General features: G+C 60.5%; 14 protein-coding genes. 8 read left to right on the forward strand and 6 right to left on the reverse strand.

The genetic code is table 11. The annotated features are described in order from the left end of the window. Positions 1 to 32 precede the first annotated feature (32 nt). Positions 33 to 530 (reverse strand): hypothetical protein, encoded by a 498-nt coding sequence (locus tag ACR3EL_RS04740; protein WP_170337628.1) that lies wholly within the window; start codon positions 528 to 530, stop codon positions 33 to 35. Further along, entirely contained in the window at positions 523 to 1,275 is a 753-nt protein-coding gene (locus tag ACR3EL_RS04745) for a helix-turn-helix transcriptional regulator (RefSeq protein WP_170337630.1), read from the reverse strand. The genes ACR3EL_RS04740 and ACR3EL_RS04745 overlap by 8 nt, the downstream gene beginning before the upstream one ends. 605 nt (positions 1,276 to 1,880) lie before the next feature. Between ACR3EL_RS04745 and ACR3EL_RS04750 the strand changes: the two genes are divergently transcribed. The 6 genes from ACR3EL_RS04750 (at position 1,881) to ACR3EL_RS04775 (ending at position 10,736) form a co-directional block, all read left to right on the forward strand. Then, a complete protein-coding gene (locus tag ACR3EL_RS04750) occupies positions 1,881 to 4,235 on the forward strand; it encodes a hypothetical protein (RefSeq protein ID WP_170337631.1) in 2,355 nt (784 codons plus the stop codon). Positions 4,236 to 4,368: 133 nt separating this feature from the next. Then, positions 4,369 to 6,324, forward strand: a complete 1,956-nt coding sequence (locus tag ACR3EL_RS04755; RefSeq protein ID WP_480720644.1) for a type I secretion protein — start codon at positions 4,369 to 4,371, stop codon at positions 6,322 to 6,324. A gap of 36 nt (positions 6,325 to 6,360) precedes the next feature. Further along, positions 6,361 to 8,652: a type I secretion system permease/ATPase gene (locus tag ACR3EL_RS04760; protein WP_480720645.1), complete on the forward strand. Its 2,292-nt coding sequence runs from the start codon at positions 6,361 to 6,363 to the stop codon at positions 8,650 to 8,652. Positions 8,653 to 8,664: 12 nt separating this feature from the next. Continuing rightward, a complete protein-coding gene (locus ACR3EL_RS04765) occupies positions 8,665 to 10,005 on the forward strand; it encodes an HlyD family type I secretion periplasmic adaptor subunit (protein ID WP_170449303.1) in 1,341 nt (446 codons plus the stop codon). Positions 10,006 to 10,079: 74 nt separating this feature from the next. Next, complete coding sequence (locus ACR3EL_RS04770) at positions 10,080 to 10,472, forward strand: rhodanese-like domain-containing protein (protein WP_480720647.1); 393 nt, start codon at positions 10,080 to 10,082, stop codon at positions 10,470 to 10,472. Positions 10,473 to 10,556: 84 nt separating this feature from the next. Next, positions 10,557 to 10,736, forward strand: coding sequence for a hypothetical protein (locus tag ACR3EL_RS04775; RefSeq protein WP_170337638.1), 180 nt, complete (start codon positions 10,557 to 10,559; stop codon positions 10,734 to 10,736). A 5-nt stretch (positions 10,737 to 10,741) separates the two neighbouring features. Here ACR3EL_RS04775 and ACR3EL_RS04780 read toward each other — a convergent pair whose 3' ends face one another. Further along, positions 10,742 to 11,545: an alpha/beta fold hydrolase gene (locus ACR3EL_RS04780; RefSeq protein WP_254432904.1), complete on the reverse strand. Its 804-nt coding sequence runs from the start codon at positions 11,543 to 11,545 to the stop codon at positions 10,742 to 10,744. 47 nt (positions 11,546 to 11,592) lie between these two features. On the opposite strand from ACR3EL_RS04780, the gene ACR3EL_RS04785 reads away from it, so the two are divergent. Continuing rightward, complete coding sequence (locus ACR3EL_RS04785) at positions 11,593 to 11,967, forward strand: hypothetical protein (RefSeq protein WP_170337639.1); 375 nt, start codon at positions 11,593 to 11,595, stop codon at positions 11,965 to 11,967. Positions 11,968 to 12,039: 72 nt separating this feature from the next. On the opposite strand, the gene glyA is transcribed toward ACR3EL_RS04785, so the two are convergent. After that, positions 12,040 to 13,335, reverse strand: coding sequence for a serine hydroxymethyltransferase (gene glyA, locus ACR3EL_RS04790; protein ID WP_170337640.1), 1,296 nt, complete (start codon positions 13,333 to 13,335; stop codon positions 12,040 to 12,042). A gap of 168 nt (positions 13,336 to 13,503) precedes the next feature. Here glyA and ACR3EL_RS04795 point away from each other — a divergent pair, with 168 nt between their 5' ends. Continuing rightward, positions 13,504 to 14,265, forward strand: a complete 762-nt coding sequence (locus ACR3EL_RS04795; RefSeq protein WP_170337641.1) for an NAD kinase — start codon at positions 13,504 to 13,506, stop codon at positions 14,263 to 14,265. Between the two features lie 263 nt (positions 14,266 to 14,528). Here the strand turns inward: ACR3EL_RS04795 and ACR3EL_RS04800 are convergent, their stop codons facing one another. Together ACR3EL_RS04800 and prpE are read right to left on the reverse strand one after the other, a co-directional pair. Continuing rightward, positions 14,529 to 15,968 (reverse strand): amidase family protein, encoded by a 1,440-nt coding sequence (locus ACR3EL_RS04800; RefSeq protein WP_170337642.1) that lies wholly within the window; start codon positions 15,966 to 15,968, stop codon positions 14,529 to 14,531. A 90-nt stretch (positions 15,969 to 16,058) separates the two neighbouring features. Further along, positions 16,059 to 17,948, reverse strand: a complete 1,890-nt coding sequence (gene prpE, locus ACR3EL_RS04805) for a propionate-CoA ligase PrpE (protein WP_170337643.1) — start codon at positions 17,946 to 17,948, stop codon at positions 16,059 to 16,061. Positions 17,949 to 18,058: the final 110 nt, after the last annotated feature.

The following is an 18,058-nucleotide window of genomic DNA, read 5'->3' on the forward strand; positions in this document are numbered from 1 at the left end:
AACACAATGGTCGGCTTGGCCGAGGGCGATCGTCAGACCGGATAACCCAGCTTGGAGATCAGCCGCCATATGTCCTGGTTCGCCGCCGACAGCTGCGCTACGACATCCTCGATTTCCTGCATCGCCTGTTCGTCGACCGTATCTTCGCGCCCCAGCTTGATGTCGGTTTTTCGATCGGCAATGCGCATCAGGATCGTCTTGGGATTCCCGGTTTCCTGGTCGAAGGAATAGATGCAGTGGTTGAACTTGTTGCGTATGCCCGACAGACGGCTGAGCCGCTGCGTGTGCTCAAGGATAGGATCACGAACCGAGACCGGCCTTCCGTCCATCTTTGCCAGACGCTCGACCAGATCAATTCGGGCGCGGGTCGTGTTCAGGGTGAGGAAAGTGATGACGGCTACGTCTTTGCTGGTCCCCGAGAGGCCGGCAATCAGATGTATCAGCAGGCTTTCGGTGTTCGTCCAGACATAGTTCAGGCGGCCGACCAAAAGGATCAACCGATCGAACCTGGCTTCGAAGTCGTCAGTCAACCGAAGTTCGGTGCGCGTCTTGCGCCGCCGCCTCAAAGAAGAAATGCGCCGCTGCCGTTCTGTTGCTGACACCGATCTTGCCCGACACGTTGTGCATGTGCAGCTTGACCGTGTGTTCGGTGATACCCAACTGGGCAGCGATAGCCTTGTTGCTTTTGCCTTCGGAGACAAGCTGCAGAACCTGCTTCTCGCGCCTGGTCAGTTTAGACAACAGAGGGCCAGCCGCAGGGGATTTCGGAGTTTCCCGGGCTGCAGTTGGGGTTTTCGCGCACGGCTTCGATGCAACGCAATTGGCCACAAATCCCGGCAGGTACAACTCTTCATGCATCAGCAGCCGCAGGATCGCGCGCCATGCGTCCGGAGCGACGTTCATCGGAAGAAACCCGATTGATCCGTACCGGGATCGGTCCCATCGCTCGAAAACGAAACGGGCTGCGTCCTCTTTGCGGTATGCGAAGGCAAGGCATCCCGGCATGGACGATCGGACATAATCGGAGGGACGGGCCAGCAGATCCTCCATCATGATCTGATCCACGACAACAATCTTGCCGGAACCCTCAGCATTGCTGGCTTGGGACAAGAATGCCGCGAGAGATTCAAACCGATGGGCTGCCACACCGAATTCGTGCTGAACGCTTCGCAGGGTTTGGTTGGAGTAGAAGAGCTCTTTCCCAATAAAAACAATCATAAAATCTTCGTTTTCGTCGATCGTGCAGGAACTGTTACTTAATTCGGAAATGCTCATTCTTGTGCCCCCCTAAATACCCCGGATTACGTCCTGAATTGGCCGTTATTGGCCGAGGTGAAACTGAAAAAAAACAATTAAAATTATGTATTGAGTATACCAGAAAGTTCAGTTTTCGACAACTGTACGGCTTTGAGAATCACCAGAGTTTAGAACTTTCGATTAAGGCCGTTTGACGGTCGGACCGCTTAAATATCTGGATACAAAGAACTTTAATTCACCAACCTTTGTCGCTGGCCAATTCGGCTCCGAACTCGGCCATGAAATGCGTGTTCGAGTAATACATCAAGCAAATCAGCCTTTTAGTGATGTTAATACTTTCTGCCAGCTAGGCAGGCCGAACGGCATCTGTACCCTGTGTCGTGCTTCAATTTGCGAAGTGTACTTGTACCTGGCGTGTCTGCGGCCCGCGTATTTTCGCGTGATTTTGAGCAGTCACGGAATCGGCTTGGCCGAGAAAAGGGGGGTGACAACACATCATTCGAAAGACAAGGCCGCAGACATGCGCAGTTTCGCGAATGGATGCTCAATAATATTTTTCAACCGCGCCGAATATCGCTTTGTAGATGAATGGCGGTCTGGCGCTTCAAAAATGGAAGATTGTTATGCGACGCAATGTGAACAATACCAATGTCACGACCGTTGACGAAGTTAATGTTGAAAATCTCGAAGCTCCGATCTCGGTGGAAATTCCCGTTGAAGAAGCAAATATCGAGGCCGAACTGACCGCGCAGCAACAGCAGCAGGGTCAGGAAGTTCAAAACGCTGCAAACAACGAAGACGAACAGAACCAGGCTCAGGCTCAGGCGACCGAGGTTGCAAACGAACAGGCCCAGGGTCAGGATCAGGGCCAAGCGCAGCAGCAGGGCCAACAGCAAGGTCAGCAACAATCGAACGTCAATGGCGGCGATGACAGCAACAGCATCGCAAACTCGATCAACATCGATTTCGGTGAAGGCGAGTGGATCCCGCGCGACGATGACCAGGTCGATCTGGATATCGGTGACTCGGCATCGATCGGTGATGTCATCACGGCCGGAAACGACGTGAATTATGATCCCGGCGATGATCTGAACCTGTCCATCTCGATGAATGGTGACGGCAATGACATGTCGTCGATCAACAACCAGTTGGCCAGCCTGAGTGACGATGACACGCTGGATTCGCCCAGCCTGTCGAATGACGGCTCGTTCTATCAGAACGGCAGCGCGACGGGCGGTTCGGCCTATGCCGAAGAAGGCATCGGTTCCTCCTCCGGCGGCGGTAACTCGGGTTCTGGCGGAACCAGCTACGGCGGTGCAGCAAGCGGCGAGACCAATGGCAGCCACGCATTCGCGCTGGGCGGCCACACCGGCAATGCCGGCGCGGCTTCGCAAGGCGGCAACGGTGCGGCTTCGGGCGGCGCCAACAACACGAGCCTGGGTCTTGGTCTGTCGGGCGCCGAAGCCAGTGGCGAAAGCACGGCTGGCAATGGCGGCAACGCCAACAGCACCTCCAGCGCCAACAACACCGGCAGTTCGAATGCCAACGGCCAGGGAACTGGCGGTGAAGGCGGTAATGCCGGCTCGATCGGTCTTGGCCTTGGTCTGGGACTGTCCGGCGCCAACTCGGAAGGCAATGCCAACGGTGGTGAAAACGCGACCGGTTCGATCGGCGCGGGCCTTGGCCTGGCCGGAAACGAGTCGGGTGCGAACGGCGCCAATGGCGGCAACGGCGAGTCATCGAACTCGGGTTCTGCATCGAACAATAGCACCGGTACGACCGAAGCGAATGAAGCGACGGCCGGAAGCAACACGGGTGCGGGCATGGCTGGCAGCGGCGCGCAAAGTGGCGCCAATGGCACCGGCGGGTCTGGTTCCGGTGGCACGGGTTCCGGCGGCTCGGGCTCGGGTGGTGAAGGTGCTGGTGGCGAAGGCTCTGGTGGCGAGGGATCCGGCGGATTCTCGGCCATGGTCGAAGCAGCCATCGCGGCGCTGAACCAGGAAATCGCGGATGGTGGTCCGGCCTTGAATGCGGCTGATACCGACGCTGCGACCGGCGGCGGCGGAACCACAGGCAACAACCCGGGTACCGGCGGAGCGGGCACCGGTGGTGCCGGAACCGGCGGCGCAGGAACCGGCGGTGCCGGAACCGGTGGCGCAGGGTCCGGCGGAGCGGGCACGGGCGGCAGCTCGGCAGCCAACTCTGGCGCACAGGGCGTCGGCGATCTGGCAGCAAGCGGTCCGAATATCAGTCAGTCGCCCGGTGACGTGAACGGTGCGGCCAGCAACCCGCAGACGTCGACCGGAACCGGCGGAGCCGGCGGTTCGAACGCGGCCAATGGCGCGGCAAATGGAACCGGTTCGGGTTCGTCCAGTGCAGAAGGCGCTGGCGGAGCCGGTGGGACCACGACGCCCACGTCCACCTCGTCCGGTAACGGTGCGGGTTCTGCGGACGCGGTCAACACGGCCGGTACCGGTGGTGCGGCAGAAGTCTTTGCTGACGCTGACACAAACGGTTCCGCCGACAGCTTGGCCGAAGCCATCGCGGGATACGGCGGCGCGTCGTACACCGACAACGATGCCACCTCGACCGGATCCGGCAGCGCGACTGGCGCGGCCAGCTCGGGAGCCGGTGGTGCAGGCGGTGCGTCTGCGGCCAATGGCGGTACCAGCGGCTACGCCATGGGTAGCGCCATGTCCGGCGATACCACGGGTGGCGCAGTCACCGGTGGCAGCGCGGCCGGCGCCTATTCGGGTGACGGCGGAGCCGGCGGCAATGGCGGCACCTGGGGTTCCAACAATGGTGGCGACGGTATCGTCACTGGTGAATCCTACGCGTCGGCAGCAGCAGTGGTCGATACCTCGGCCTTCAACCAGACAATCGTCATGGGCGCCAACGTGCTTGGCAACTCGGTCGATACCACGATGGTTGGCGGTTCGATGAGCTCGACCTACGCGAGCGACGACACCGAGGCATAATGCCTGACCCCGGAGGCCGCGATTTCGGCCTCCGGTCTTTGATGAAAACACCGGGGCCGTGCTTCATGGCCTCGGTCCAACTTAACCCAGACCCGGAAATTTTCTGCCGGAAAGGGTGACAGGGATAGTCCAGATGTCACTTGACAGCATTACGGAAACGATCGCCCATTTTATCGGTACTTTTCAGCTCACGATGGAACAGGCCATCCTGCGGCAGCAATACGAGGAGTTTACGGCGCTTCGACGGCTGGCCGAAGTTGAAGGCCTGGAGGATCCGATCAGGATTGTCGTCAAGGCCGATCTGGATCTGAAGCCCAAGGACTACGACCCGCTTCCCTACCGTTTCCCCGAACCGCCCGCGGACCCGCAGTTGCCGCTGCCTCCGGCCGGTCCGATGCTCGAGTCGAGCATCCAGATCGGTGACCCATTGGCGCCGGGCGGATTTGTTCCGCAGTCCGAATTGCCCATCTCGGTCGGGCCGCAATTCTTGATGCTGCAGCCTCAGGTCGTCAGCGACCTGATAGGGTCTGCCGTCACTTACACATTCCAGACATTGGTCCTGCGCGACAATGATACCGTCGGCGCGGGCGACTTCCGCGATGCGGCGATGCTGACTGCGCAGGCCGAGGCCGCGCTGGACGTGGCGCAGTCGCTTCATGCGATGGCGGTGCCTTCACTGGCGATACCGGACTACATGACGCCAGAATACCTGGATACGCTGGTCGAACAGATAACGACACCGATGAACGGATCGGTACAAGGTGTCACGGTTCACCAATTCCATGGTGAAGACGCGGAAGGCATCATCGTCAACGGTCAACACGTGTCGGAGGCTCCGGTCTGGAGCGATCTTCTGCCGGCCTACCACCAGCCCGAGGAGGCTGAGGAAAATCTGGTGTCACAGTCCTATCCGGCCGAGTGGAACCAGTCCGAAGGGCCGGAGTCGCACGAGGGTCATTCCGTTGTCACCGGCGGCAATCTTGCAATCAACGAAGTCGCGCTGAACGTCGGTTGGGTGGACGCCCCCTTCATCGCCGTGGGTGGACAAGCAATCAGCCTGACGATGATCAGCCAGGTCGCGCTGGTATCAGATGTTGATGTCGGAAACACCGGCAGCGGTGCGGGCACCAACGTCGTCCAATCCGCCCGGATTGAAACCGAGGCGAATCCTGCGCCCTGGCTTGCCGAAACCTCGGCTGTCGCTGGTGGGGCCGGGCAGCCGTCCTTTTTGACCGTCGACTGGATCCATGGCGATCTGGTGGTTGCCAACTTCCTCAAGCAGGTCATCAACGCCACCGACATCGACCATATCCAGACCGAGATTTCCGCATCTTCGACCATGTATGCGATGGGTGGCAACCAGATGGTCAACGTGGCCGATATTGTTCAACTCGGCAGTTACTATGACCTGATCATGATCGGCGGCGACATGATCTCGGTCGACATGTTGTTCCAGACGCTTGTCCTGATGGATGACGACGTGGTGTCAGGCGGCCTAGCCGGACCTGCCGGAGGTGCGAACGAAAATCTGCTGATGAACCAGGCTTCGGTGATGACCAACGGCCTGGACCTGCAGGAGGCGCTTGAGGAGAACATGGCCGAGGCCATGGCTCTGAATGAAATGAACATGGCCGCGCTCGAGGACGCATTGCTGAACGATCCGATGTTCGCGGGTATGGAGCAGATGCGCGTTCTGAAGATCGACGGAAACCTGTTGCAGGTGAATATTCTTGAGCAGGTCACGATGCTTGCCGATCAGGATGACATTTTCCTGTCCGGTCCGCACGGTGCCAGTACCGAAGTCGTGTCCGGCAGCAACGCGATGCTGAATGCGGCCAACATCAACAAGCTGGGTGTGGACTCCGTGGTCATGGCCGGGCAGGGCGCATATTCCGAGCTTTTGCTGCACCAGGCCAGTCTCATCGACTTGCCCGAGAATGAGATCGGCCCGGAATTTGCCAATGAAGCCATCGCAATCCTGATGGAGGAGGCAATGACCGCCGGGCAAGCAGTCAGCGGCCCGACCGCTCCTGTCCTGACCCCCGAAGACTTGGACGCCAATGTAGGAATGCAATCCATCCTGACCTGATTTTCCCTTTTTTACGAGTGACCGGAAGGTTTGTTTATGTCGATCGTTTTTTCGTCGCGCCGCACCCGATATGCCAGCCCGCTGGACCGGTCGGGAAGCGGGCAGCCTTTGACTTTGCGACCCAGCGACATGGTGTCTGGCTCGTCATTTGAAGCGGAACGGCTGACCGCACGGCTAAGGCTGACCAAGGAGATGCGCGTGCCCGTGACCGAGCAGAGCCAGAACAAGGCAGCGCAGGAGGGCCCGGCGACAGCGCAGAATGAGCATGAGGTTGCGCGAAATGCTGCGGCTCCGGCACCGGAAGCCCGGAACGAAACCGATCAGAAAATAACAGACGACAGCACACTGGAAACAACATTCAGCGCCGCTTCTCCCCGACGGCGCGAAACGCCGGAGACCGTCGCCGTGGAAGGGCGTGCGGGTGACGGCGAAGGGGTGGCCAATGCCGAGGACTCGGAACCGCAAACCGCCGAAAGCCCGACCGCGCGCATGACCCCCTCGTCCCGGTCGGGTGGGACGGATCGCATGGGCACCACTATCGAGGCCGAAGCGAACAAGCCGCTGCTGCGCACTGGTTCAAGCGATGGCGGCGGCAAAGGGCCACCCCAAACTTTTCACAAACGCACGCCGCCCGAAGACTTTCAACGCACCCTTCGGACCTCGATGCGAGCGATATGGCGAAACCTTGCCTTTGTTCTGGTACTGACCTGCGCGACCAATCTGTTGATCCTGGCGATCCCGATCTACCTGTTCCAGATCAGTGACCGGGTGCTGACCAGCCGCTCGTTGGACACGCTGATCATGCTGACCGCGATCGTGGCCGGGGCAATCATCTTTCAATCGGCTTTCGATGCGGTGCGGCGCTTCATGTTGATGCGCACCGGGGTCGAAGTGGCGGCGCGACTGGGTGCTCCGACCCTCAGTGCCGCAGCGCATGCCTCGTTGCACGGGACGGGACGCGAGTATCAGACGCTGGGTGATCTGCAGCAAATCCGCGGCTTTCTCGTTTCAAGCACCCTTCTCTCCTTTTTGGATGTTCCTTTTGCGCCGTTGTTCATCCTTATGATTTTTCTGGTTCACCCAGAGTTGGGCATGATCGTGGTGGTGACGGCCGTGATCCTGATGGTTATCGCGCTGATCAACCAGCGGATGACGGCCAAACCGTTTGCCGAGGCCAACATGGCCCAATCTCTGGCCAACCAGCATCTGGATTCGATGTCGCGGAACAGCCAGATCATCAACGCACTTGCAATGATCCCCGAGGCGGTTCGGATCTGGGGACGCGACACCGCCAACTCCCTGACCTGGCAGGTCCGGGCGCAGGACCGAAACGTGGTGTTCGCGGCGATCTCGCGCACCGTACGCCTGCTGACGCAGGTCGGCATTCTGGGATGGGGGGCCTATCTGGCCCTGCAAGGCGAAATCACGGGCGGCATGGTGATCGCGGCCTCGATCATCGCTGGGCGGGCTTTTGCGCCAATCGAAGGGTCAATCGAGGGCTGGAATACATTCCTGCTGACCCGCGGTGCCTACAGCCGCATCAAGGCATTGCTGTCCAATTCGGCGCTTCAGTATGAGAAGCTGCGCTTGCCCCGCCCCGAGGGACGAGTGGATGTTGAACGCCTTCTGTTTGTACCCGGGGGTACCAAACGCGTGGTTCTCAACGGCATCAGTTTTTCGCTCAACCCGGGCGAGACGCTGGCGATCATCGGCAACTCGGGCGCGGGCAAGACCACGCTGGGCAAAACGCTGGTAGGATCGATTCTGCCGACCTCGGGCAGCATGCGGCTCGACCTGATGGATATCCGAAACTGGGATCCGCGCCAGTTCGGCGAAAGCATCGGGTACCTGCCGCAGGACGTTCAGCTGTTTCCGGGCACGATCAAGGACAATATCGGCCGAATGCGCGCCGATGCCACCGATGAGCAAATTCATGATGCTGCAGTTCTGGCCGACGTGCACAACATGATCGCCACCTTGCCACAGGGGTATGAGACCGTGGTCGCTGCCGATGGCTCGCCCCTGTCTGGCGGTCAGAAACAGCGGATCGCGCTGGCGCGCGCCTTCTTTGGCAATCCGCGGATGGTGGTTCTGGACGAGCCGAACTCGAACCTGGATGTCGCGGGCGACAAGGCGCTTGCCCGGGCAATCGAGCAGGCGAGGGAAAACAAGATTACCGTGGTCGTGATCACCCAAAAACCGACGCTCTTGAACGTGGTGGACAAGATCATGCTGCTGACGGACGGGCGGGTCGCCCTGTTCGGTCAGCGTGAGCAGGTGCTGCAGCAACTGAACGGGCCGCGCCAGCAGCCCGAGTTGAAAGGGTAGACGGGGGTAAAGATGAACGAGTTGGTACAAGTAGACGATCCCGCCCTTTGGTACGCCGAGGTTCCGAGATCGATAACCAAGTTCATAGTCGTGGGTACCGTGCTGCTGGTCGCCTGTTTCGGCGGGTTCGGCCTGTGGTCGTTTCAGGCGCCTCTCGCGGCCGCAGTGATTGCTCAAGGCAGCTTTGTAGCCACCGGGCGCAACAAGATCGTTCAGCATCTTGAAGGAGGGATCATCGAACAGATCCTGGTCACCGAAGGCCAGACCGTGCAGGAGGGGCAGGTCTTGATGACACTCGACCAGACCTCGGCCGAGGCAAATGAGCGTGAATTGTTCATCCGCAAGATCCGCCTTCAGGCGATGGTCGAGCGCTTGCTGGCGGAATACGCCGAAAAGGACACTTTGGAGTTTTCACCCGCCCTGATCGAGGCGTCCGACGACGTTGAAGTGATGACCATTCTCGACAATCAGCGCCTCAGTTTTGAAGTCTCGCGCAAGACACTGCTGAATGACATTGCTCTTCTCGAACGTAATATCGAGGCGCTGAAGATCAGGGCCAGCGGCTTCGAGGCGCAATTGGAAAGCATGGAGCGCCGCAAGGCGATCCTTCAGGAAGAATACGAAACCAAGAACGCGTTGTTCGAAAAAGGGCTTGTCCGAAAGGGTGAGTTGAACACCATCCGGCGGGTCCAGGCCGAAGCGGACGGGCAGTTGGCCCGACTGGCGGCCGAGGCTTCGGAAACCAGCCAGATGCTGCTGAAATACGAAGAGCAGATCACCCGGACCCGGTCTGCCTATCGCGAAGCAGCGCTGGACGAACTGGGTGTAATCGAGGCGGATCTGGAAAGCGTGCGGGAAAAATCGCGCCAGGCCAGCAGTGTTCTTGCCCGCGCGGTGGTTCGCGCCCCGGTCGATGGCACGGTTGTGCGACTGCACTATTACACGCCGGGCGGCGTCATCGAGACTGGCAAGCCGATTGCCGAAATCCTGCCAGCTGATGCCCCGCTGATCATCGAGGCCCAGATCCCGCGCACCGATATCGACAGCGTTGTGACCGGCCAGGCCGCGACCGTGCGGTTGGTGGCTCTAAATCAGCGCACGACACCGGTTCTGACGGGCGAAGTTTTTTACGTCTCGGCGGACGCGGTTCTGGAAGAAGCCAGCGGAATACCTCAAGAGGTCTATCTGGCCCGGGTGTCTTTGGAGCCTGACGAGATGGACCGGGTACGGGGCTTCATTCCGACCCCCGGCATGCCGGCCGAGATCATGATCCAGACCGAGGAACGCACCTTTGCCGCCTATATCGCCAAGCCGATCGTCGACAGCATGTCTCGGGCCTTTCGCGAGCAATAGGCGCCGACTATAGCGCTTACAAATACAAAAGGCCCCGTGCTAGCATTCGTGAAAATCCGGGAGGGACCGCACGAATGCCATTGACCGTTCAAGAGATGCTTGAGGCCGCGAATGCTGATGTTCAACGTATCAGCGCCGCGCAAGCAAGGGAGCTATTGCAGCAGGGTGCGCTGCTGCTGGACATTCGCGATGCGCCTGAACTGGAAAAGACCGGTCGCGCCGTCGGATCTCACCATATCTCGCGCGGAATGCTCGAGTTTCGTGCCGATCCTGCGCTGCAGTCGCATGACCCCGAGCTGCGGAAGGATCGCCCGATCATTCTGCATTGCGCTTCGGGCGGACGGGCGGCTCTTGCGGGCAAGTTGCTCAAGGACATGGGGTATCAGCATGTCTACAACCTGGGTGGGTTCTCGGACTGGGTCAACGGCGGGGGCGACTACGTCGGCCCGGTTGATTCCGGGATGTAGGAACCCAGCCTGATCTGCATCAAGGCCGATTTTTTCCGCTTCGGCAATCTGAGGGTCAGACGCCATCAATAAGGACGACTGGCCATGATGAGACTTTCAGCGCTACTGTATTCCCTGATCGCGACCGCCCTCGTGGGGACGGCCGTTATCGCCGTGCTGACCGCGGGGATGGTTTCGGCCCTGGCCATCGTGGGCGCCGCAGCCGTCGGAGCGGTCGCGGCTTTGCCCGCATCCTGGCTGGTCGCCAAGCGCCTATACCAATAGAGAGCTTAGGCGGCGTTCAGAAATGTCCGGACGGCAGCTTCGAACTCACGCGGTTTTTCGGCGTGCAACCAATGGCCTGCGCCCAGAATCTTGGCGAAACGGGCGTTCGGGAACAAGGATTTGATGATTTCGCGGTGACTTGCCTGAACATAGTCCGACTCCGCACCGGCGAGAAACAGCGCCGGACCGTCCCAGTGCGAGGTAAAGTCCGGAAAACCCATGATATTCGACATCTCTTTGGCCAATACGTCCAGATTCAGCCGCCAACGTTTGCCGGGAACGTCCAGCGACTGAGTGAAGAAGCTCTGCAACGCCTTCTCGACTCCGAGATCGGCCAGTTGCTGTTCCACATCCGAGCGGCGCGCGACCTGTGTCATGTCCACGGCGCGCATGGCCTCGATATATTGCATTTGCGTGTGGCTGTACCGAACCGGAGCAATGTCCGCCACGACCAACCTGTTGACCATTTCGCCATGCTCGAGCGCCAATGTCATTGCCGACTTGCCGCCCATCGAATGCCCGATCACGTCTGCCACGCCGCCCATGCTTTCGATGACCTCAGCCAAATCATCCGCCAATGCCGGATAATCGTGCCGGTCGTCCCAGAAGCTGTGGGCGTGATTGCGCATGTCGACCGCCACCACCTGACGTTCGTCTGACAGCCGACGCGCGATCACCCCCCAGTTTCGGGCCGATCCGTATAGCCCATGGGCAATCAGCAGCGGTGTGCGGGACGTCGGTTCGCCATGTGTGATCGTGTTCAGCATGTCTTTCTGATAGCCTCCGGCGCCCCGGACAACCAGCCCCATTGTGACCGCCTGCGCAGACCGTTAGATTGCCCCATCAGGAGGGGCGCATGGCTCAGGAAACAGAAATTCAGACCCAGATCGCGCAGACGATAATCCTGTTGCGCAAAAAACTGGGCGCAAAGGGCAAGACCCTGGCCGAGTCGGTGCGCCGTGCCAAGCGTCGCTTGCCGCGTAAGGTCTACAAACAGGCAATGGAACTCGCCCGTGCCGAGCCGTTGGTCGAGCATCCCAAGCTCCGGCTGACCCTGGACTCGCCGACCCTGGAAAAGGCGGCGAAGGATGTTCAGTCGCATCTGCGCGCCATTAATCTGGCGGATCGCCGCTGGGGTTGGTTCCTGGGCATGCTCGGGGGGCTGGCCTTCAACATTCTGGCCTTGGCCGCACTGTTCCTTGTCGTGCTTTGGTGGCGCGGTCTGATCTGATCAGGGCATCTGCCGGCAAGGAAAAATGGCGCCCGAAAAAGGCGCCATCTTGTTGTTTCTAAACTTGTAGCGTCAGAGGTTCGGGTAGATCGGGAACTTTGCGCACAGATCCGCGACCTGCGCTTTGACCCGCGCCTCGACCTCACCGTTGTTGTCTTCACCATTGGCGGCCAGTCCATCGACCACCTCGATGATCCAATCCGCAATCTGGCGAAACTCGGGCTCTCCAAAGCCTCGGGTCGTGCCGGCGGGCGAACCCAGACGGATGCCGCTGGTCACGGTCGGCTTTTCTGGATCGAACGGCACGCCGTTCTTGTTGCAGGTGATGTGCGCACGGCCCAGCGCCTTTTCGGTCGCGTTGCCCTTGACGCCCTTGGGGCGCAGGTCGACCAGAACAACATGGGTGTCGGTGCCGTGGGTCACCGTGTCCAGGCCGCCCTTGATCAGTTGATCCGACAACGCCTGAGCGTTGACGACGACCTGTTTGATGTAGTCTTTGAACGAAGGCTGCAGCGCCTCGCCAAATGCCACGGCCTTTGCCGCGATCACATGCATCAGTGGGCCGCCCTGGATGCCCGGGAAGATCGCCGAATTCACCTTCTTGGCGATCGTCTCGTCATTGGTCAGGATCATGCCGCCACGCGGGCCGCGCAGGGTTTTGTGCGTGGTGGTCGTGGCCACATGCGCGTGCGGGAAGGGGCTGGGATGCTCGCCCGCGGCGACCAGACCGGCGAAATGCGCCATGTCCACGTGCAGATAGGCGCCCACCATGTCGGCGATCTCGCGCATGCGTGCAAAGTCGATCTGGCGCGGAATGGCAGAGCCGCCGGCGATGATCAGCTTGGGCTGGTGTTCTTTGGCCAGCGCCTCGACCTGATCGTAGTCCAGCATGTTGTCCTGCTTGCGCACGCCGTACTGAACCGCATTGAACCACTTGCCCGACTGGTTGGGCTTGGCGCCATGGGTCAGGTGACCGCCAGCATCCAGGCTCATGCCCAGAATGGTGTCGCCCGGCTGGATCAGCGCCTGGAACACGCCCTGGTTGGCTTGTGATCCCGAATTCGGCTGCACGTTGGCGAATTCGCAACCGAACAGTTGCTTGGCGCGGTCGATGGCCAGGTTCTCGGCGATGTCGACGAACTGGCAGCCGCCATAGTAACGCCGACCGGGATAGCCTTCGGCGTATTTGTTGGTCATGACCGAGCCCTGCGCCTCCATGACGGCTGCGCTGACGATGTTTTCCGAAGCGATCAGCTCGATCTCGTCGCGCTGACGTCCCAGTTCGGAGGTGATTGCCCCAAAAAGTTCAGGGTCACGATCCGCGAGGGACTGGGTGAAGAAACCGGTATCACGAAGGTTGGCGTTCATGGGCGCTCCGCATGGCTGAGGTTGGTTTGGCGGATTTCCTATAGGAAACTGTACGGATGAAAAAGACTTTAAAGCGACGAAATGGCCAGCTGCGGCGTCACGTCTGGCCTAATGGGGAAAGGTATGTTTGTTTCGGAACCAAATGCGCAGCACCGGAAACCGGAAAACATGACCAAGAGAATCGCTTTTCTCGCCAGCGACGTGGATGTCGCGCAGTCGGCCCGCAACAAACTGGTGGCACGCTATGGCAATGCGGCGCCCCGAGATGCGGATGTCATCGTGGCGCTGGGCGGCGACGGGTTCATGTTGCGGACGCTGCACAACACGCAGCATCTGGATGTGCCGGTCTACGGCATGAATCGCGGGACCATCGGGTTTCTGATGAACGAGTTCCACGAAGCCGATCTGATGGAGCGTCTGAGAGCCGCCGAAGAAGAAGTCATCAACCCCTTGACGATGAAGGCCATGGACCAATCGGGACAGGTGCACGAAGCCCTTGCGATTAACGAGGTTTCGTTGCTGCGCGCCGGTCCGCAAGCCGCGCGCCTGAAGATCAGCGTGAATGGCCGCGTGCGGTTGGCCGAACTGGTCTGTGATGGCGCGCTGTTGTCCACGCCCGCCGGGTCGACCGCCTACAACTATTCGGCACATGGCCCGATTCTGCCCATTGGGTCGGACGTTCTGGCGCTGACGGCCATTGCGGCCTTTCGCCCTCGGCGGTGGCGCGGTGCGTTGCTGCCCAGCACGGCGCACGTGCGCTTTGACGTGCTTGAAGCCGACAAGCGCCCGGTGATGGCGGACGCTGATTCCATATCCTTTCCGGATATCGATTGGGTCGAGATTCGGTCGGAACCCAAGATCCGCCACAGGATCCTGTTTGACCCCGGGCATGGCCTGGAAGAGCGTCTAACGATTGAACAATTCACATAAATTCCCGAAATTCTCGGGCTTATGTGAAGCAGTTCACAGGACGCTGACCATCTCTCAGCTATGCTGAACCTGCCCGGAGAACACGCCGCGGTGGGAGTGAGTGGCCACCAAATGGTGTTTTCGGATGATTGCGCAGTTTTCGCGCTGGCGAGGGTGGGTGGTGCTACGCTCGTCATCACAATCCGGGCATATTTTAGCACGTGGACCCCGGGCTCTCAGTCCCGGGGTCAATTATTTTGGGGCATTTGAAAGCGGTTGGTGTTTCAGCCCGTGCTTGCCAGATCGGCCCACAGGTGATCAGCCATACGACCAACCCGGGCTTCAATTGCGACGGCTGCGTCCACGGCAAGGTCCTCGCGCCAGCGCTGCGCCGCGATCTGAACGTTGATTGGTTGGCGCCCGTTCGGCAATTCGGCCAAACGCGCCGGAACGCAGGCGGCGGGTAGGCCCAGAAAGTTCATGGCGTAGGAATAGACTGCGCAGCCCAGCACTTCGTGCACACCTTCCGAGCCTTCTGTGTCGCGGTCGGGTCTGAAAAAGGGCTGCGGCAGGAAAGGAGACAGCACCAGCGGATAGTCCTCCATGAACAGGGACCATTCCCGCGCATGGTGGCTGCGCTGCGCCAGCGCCCGGATCAGGTCCGGTCCGGTGATCGGGGGAAATTCCTGGAAGTAAGTGGCAAAGATGCGTTGGATGGTCTCGGACCCGGCCGCCTCGACATCGGCTTTCATCAGGGTCAGAACCTCGCCCATTAATGCGCGATAACCAATCCGTCCACATTCAAAAACGTTCGGAGCGTCGATCTCGTCAACGGTGTACCCGGCATCAACCAGTGCATCACGGGCCGTGTCCAGCGCCTTGTCGACCTCGGGGTGGAGATCGTAACCGAAAGTGTTCTTGGTGAAAGCCACCCGCGGCTGCTGGTCAGGCTCGGCCATGCGCCATGGCAGCGGAACGTGAAACGGATCGCGCGGATCCGGCGCGATGAGGCTGGGCATGGCCAGGTGCAGGTCAACCGCGCTGCGGGTGATCAGTCCTTGCACCGACATCAGTTGCGCCAGCAGACCGCGTTCGGCGGTTTGGCTTGGGTTCCATGCGGGGACGCGGCCAAGGCCCGGCTTCACTGTGACCGCGCCAAGGGCCGCGGCCGGGAACCGCAGGCTGCCGCCGATGTCGTTGCCATGCGCCAGCGCCCCCATGCCCGTCATCACCGCCACGCCGGCCCCGCCCGAGGAGCCGCCGGGCGAAATATGCTGTCCCCACGGGTTGTGCGTGCGCCCATACAGCGGGTTGTCGGTGTCGGCGCGGAATGAGAACTCGGGCGTGTTGGTCCGGCCGATCACCACCGCACCGGCCTTCAGCAGGTTCGACACGACGGGCGCATCGTCAGGGGCAATTACGTCTTTCAGAGCGGCCACGCCATTGGTCGTGGCATGGTCTTTCTGGTCGACATTGACTTTGATCGTGACGGGAACGCCGTGCAGCGGGCCGGTCGGTTCGCCGCGCGCCCACTGGGCATCGAGGGCGCGGGCGCGCTCCTGCGCCTCGGTGCTGAGGTCTTCGACGACGGCATTCAGCGCCGGGTTCAGCGCGTGCATCCGGTCGATCGCACTTTGGACGGCTTCGGTCGCGCTCAATTCGCCGGAGCGGGTCAGTTTTGCTAGTTCTGCAGCGCTCAGGCGCCAGATGTCGTCATTTGCCATGTGCCCTCCGTCAAGGGCACAGTAGGCGGTCTGCCAATGGTTGCAACCCTGCAGGGCAGGGCGGGCGGCCCAGGGCCGCACAATGCCCGGTTACTGGGCGTAACCGATTGATTTCAGGGCTTCGGTGATCTCGTCCAGAATGGCCGGATCGTCGATCGTGGCTGGCATTTTGTATTTCTTGCCATCGGCGATCGACACCATCGTTCCACGCAGGATCTTGCCGGACCGTGTCTTTGGCAGACGATCCACTACGACGGCCAGCTTGAATGCTGCTACGGGCCCGATTTTGTCGCGCACCATCTGCACGACCTCTTTCGCGATCTCGGCATGGTCACGATTGCAACCCGCGTTCAGGCACAGGAAGCCAACCGGGGCCTGACCCTTCAACTGGTCCGATACACCGATGACTGCGCATTCGGCCACATCGGGATGGGCGGCCAGAACCTCCTCCATCGCGCCGGTGGACAGGCGGTGGCCGGCGACGTTGATCACGTCATCGGTGCGGGCCATGATGTAGAGGTACCCGTCCTCGTCGATCATGCCTGCATCGCCGGTTTCATAATAGCCCGGGAAATGCTCGAGATAGGATTTCTTGAAACGCTCCTCGGCATTCCACAGGGTCGGCAGCGTGCCCGGGGGCAGTGGCAGCTTGACCGCGATCGCGCCCAGTTCGCCCGGTTTCATCGGGTGACCGCCTTCGTCCAGGATCTGCACGTCATATCCGGGCATCGGCTTGGCGGGCGAGCCCAGCTTGATTGGCAGTTCCTCGATCCCCAGCGGGTTTCCAGCGATGGTCCAGCCGGTTTCGGTCTGCCACCAGTGGTCGACGACCGGAACCTTCAGCGCGTCCTGTGCCCAAGTGATCGTGTCCGGGTCGGCGCGTTCACCGGCCAGGAACAGGGCCTTGAGGCAGGACAGGTCGTATTTCGCCAGCATTTCGCCCTTGGGGTCCTCGCGCTTGACCGCCCGGATCGCCGTTGGGGCGGTGAAAAAGCTTTTGACCTTGTGCTCGGATATCACCCGCCAGAAGGTGCCCGCGTCGGGGGTGCCGACGGGTTTGCCCTCGAACACGATGGTGGTGTTGCCGTGGATCAGCGGACCATAGCAGATGTAGGAATGCCCCACGACCCAGCCCACGTCTGAGGCCGCCCAGAACACGTCGCCGGGATCGACGTTGTAGATGTTCTTCATCGTCCAGTTCAGAGCCACAAGGTGCCCGGCCGTCGGCCGCACGACACCTTTGGGTGCGCCCGTGGTGCCCGAGGTGTAAAGGATGTAGGCCGGATCATTGCCTTCGACCGGGACACACTCGGCCGGCTCAACGCCGTACTGGAAGCCGTGCCAGTTGAAGTCGCGCCCCTCGACCAGCTTGGCCACTTCCTGTTCGCGCTGGAAGATCACGCAGAAATCGGGCTTGTGTTCGGCCATGTCGATGGCACCGTCCAGCAGCGGCTTGTAATGCACCACGCGACCGGGCTCCAACCCGCAGGACGCCGCGATGATCGCCTTGGGTTTGGCGTCGTCGATCCGCACCGCCAGTTCGTTGCTGGCAAACCCGCCAAAGACCACCGAATGCACCGCACCCAGCCGCGCGCAGGCCAGCATCGCCTCAAGAGCCTCTGGGATCATCGGCATGTAGATGATGACGCGGTCGCCCTTTTCGACGCCCTTGGCGCGCAGCGCGCCGGCCAGGGTCGCCACGCGATTGCGCAGCTCCATATACGAGATTTCGCGCTTGGTGTGGGTGATCGGGCTATCATAGATGACGGCGGTTTGCTCGCCTCGGCCGTTTTCAACGTGGCGGTCCACCGCGTTCCAGCAAGTGTTCACCTTGGCATCACAGAACCATTCATAGAGAGGGGCGTTGTCGTCAAACAGGGCCTTGCTTGGCGGTTGGAACCAGTCGATCCCCTTGGCCGCGTCCATCCAGAAAGCCTCTGGGTCTTTTTGCCAGCTCTCGTAAACGTCCTGGTATGCCATGGGTCCTCCTCCCAAAAATTGCTCGCATTGTGTTAGGCGCGGACGGCTGACCGAGCAAGCGGCGCGCGTGACGGCGCGTCAGTTTATCGCGAAATATTTGCAGAACCGCC

It is taken from the genome of Ruegeria sp. BJ3 (assembly GCF_056535665.1).

What these genes read in the sequence shown, in the direction of transcription:
- ACR3EL_RS04775 (WP_170337638.1), top strand. Translation starts at nt 10,557, where the DNA reads ATGATGAGACTTTCAGCGCTACTGTATTCCCTGATCGCGACCGCCCTC.
- glyA (WP_170337640.1), bottom strand. Translation starts at nt 13,335, where the DNA reads ATGAACGCCAACCTTCGTGATACCGGTTTCTTCACCCAGTCCCTCGCG.
- ACR3EL_RS04800 (WP_170337642.1), bottom strand. Translation starts at nt 15,968, where the DNA reads ATGGCAAATGACGACATCTGGCGCCTGAGCGCTGCAGAACTAGCAAAA.
- ACR3EL_RS04765 (WP_170449303.1), top strand. Translation starts at nt 8,665, where the DNA reads ATGAACGAGTTGGTACAAGTAGACGATCCCGCCCTTTGGTACGCCGAG.
- ACR3EL_RS04780 (WP_254432904.1), bottom strand. Translation starts at nt 11,545, where the DNA reads ATGGGGCTGGTTGTCCGGGGCGCCGGAGGCTATCAGAAAGACATGCTG.
- ACR3EL_RS04785 (WP_170337639.1), top strand. Translation starts at nt 11,593, where the DNA reads ATGGCTCAGGAAACAGAAATTCAGACCCAGATCGCGCAGACGATAATC.
- ACR3EL_RS04760 (WP_480720645.1), top strand. Translation starts at nt 6,361, where the DNA reads ATGTCGATCGTTTTTTCGTCGCGCCGCACCCGATATGCCAGCCCGCTG.
- prpE (WP_170337643.1), bottom strand. Translation starts at nt 17,948, where the DNA reads ATGGCATACCAGGACGTTTACGAGAGCTGGCAAAAAGACCCAGAGGCT.
- ACR3EL_RS04755 (WP_480720644.1), top strand. Translation starts at nt 4,369, where the DNA reads ATGTCACTTGACAGCATTACGGAAACGATCGCCCATTTTATCGGTACT.
- ACR3EL_RS04770 (WP_480720647.1), top strand. Translation starts at nt 10,080, where the DNA reads ATGCCATTGACCGTTCAAGAGATGCTTGAGGCCGCGAATGCTGATGTT.
- ACR3EL_RS04795 (WP_170337641.1), top strand. Translation starts at nt 13,504, where the DNA reads ATGACCAAGAGAATCGCTTTTCTCGCCAGCGACGTGGATGTCGCGCAG.
- ACR3EL_RS04745 (WP_170337630.1), bottom strand. Translation starts at nt 1,275, where the DNA reads ATGAGCATTTCCGAATTAAGTAACAGTTCCTGCACGATCGACGAAAAC.
- ACR3EL_RS04750 (WP_170337631.1), top strand. Translation starts at nt 1,881, where the DNA reads ATGCGACGCAATGTGAACAATACCAATGTCACGACCGTTGACGAAGTT.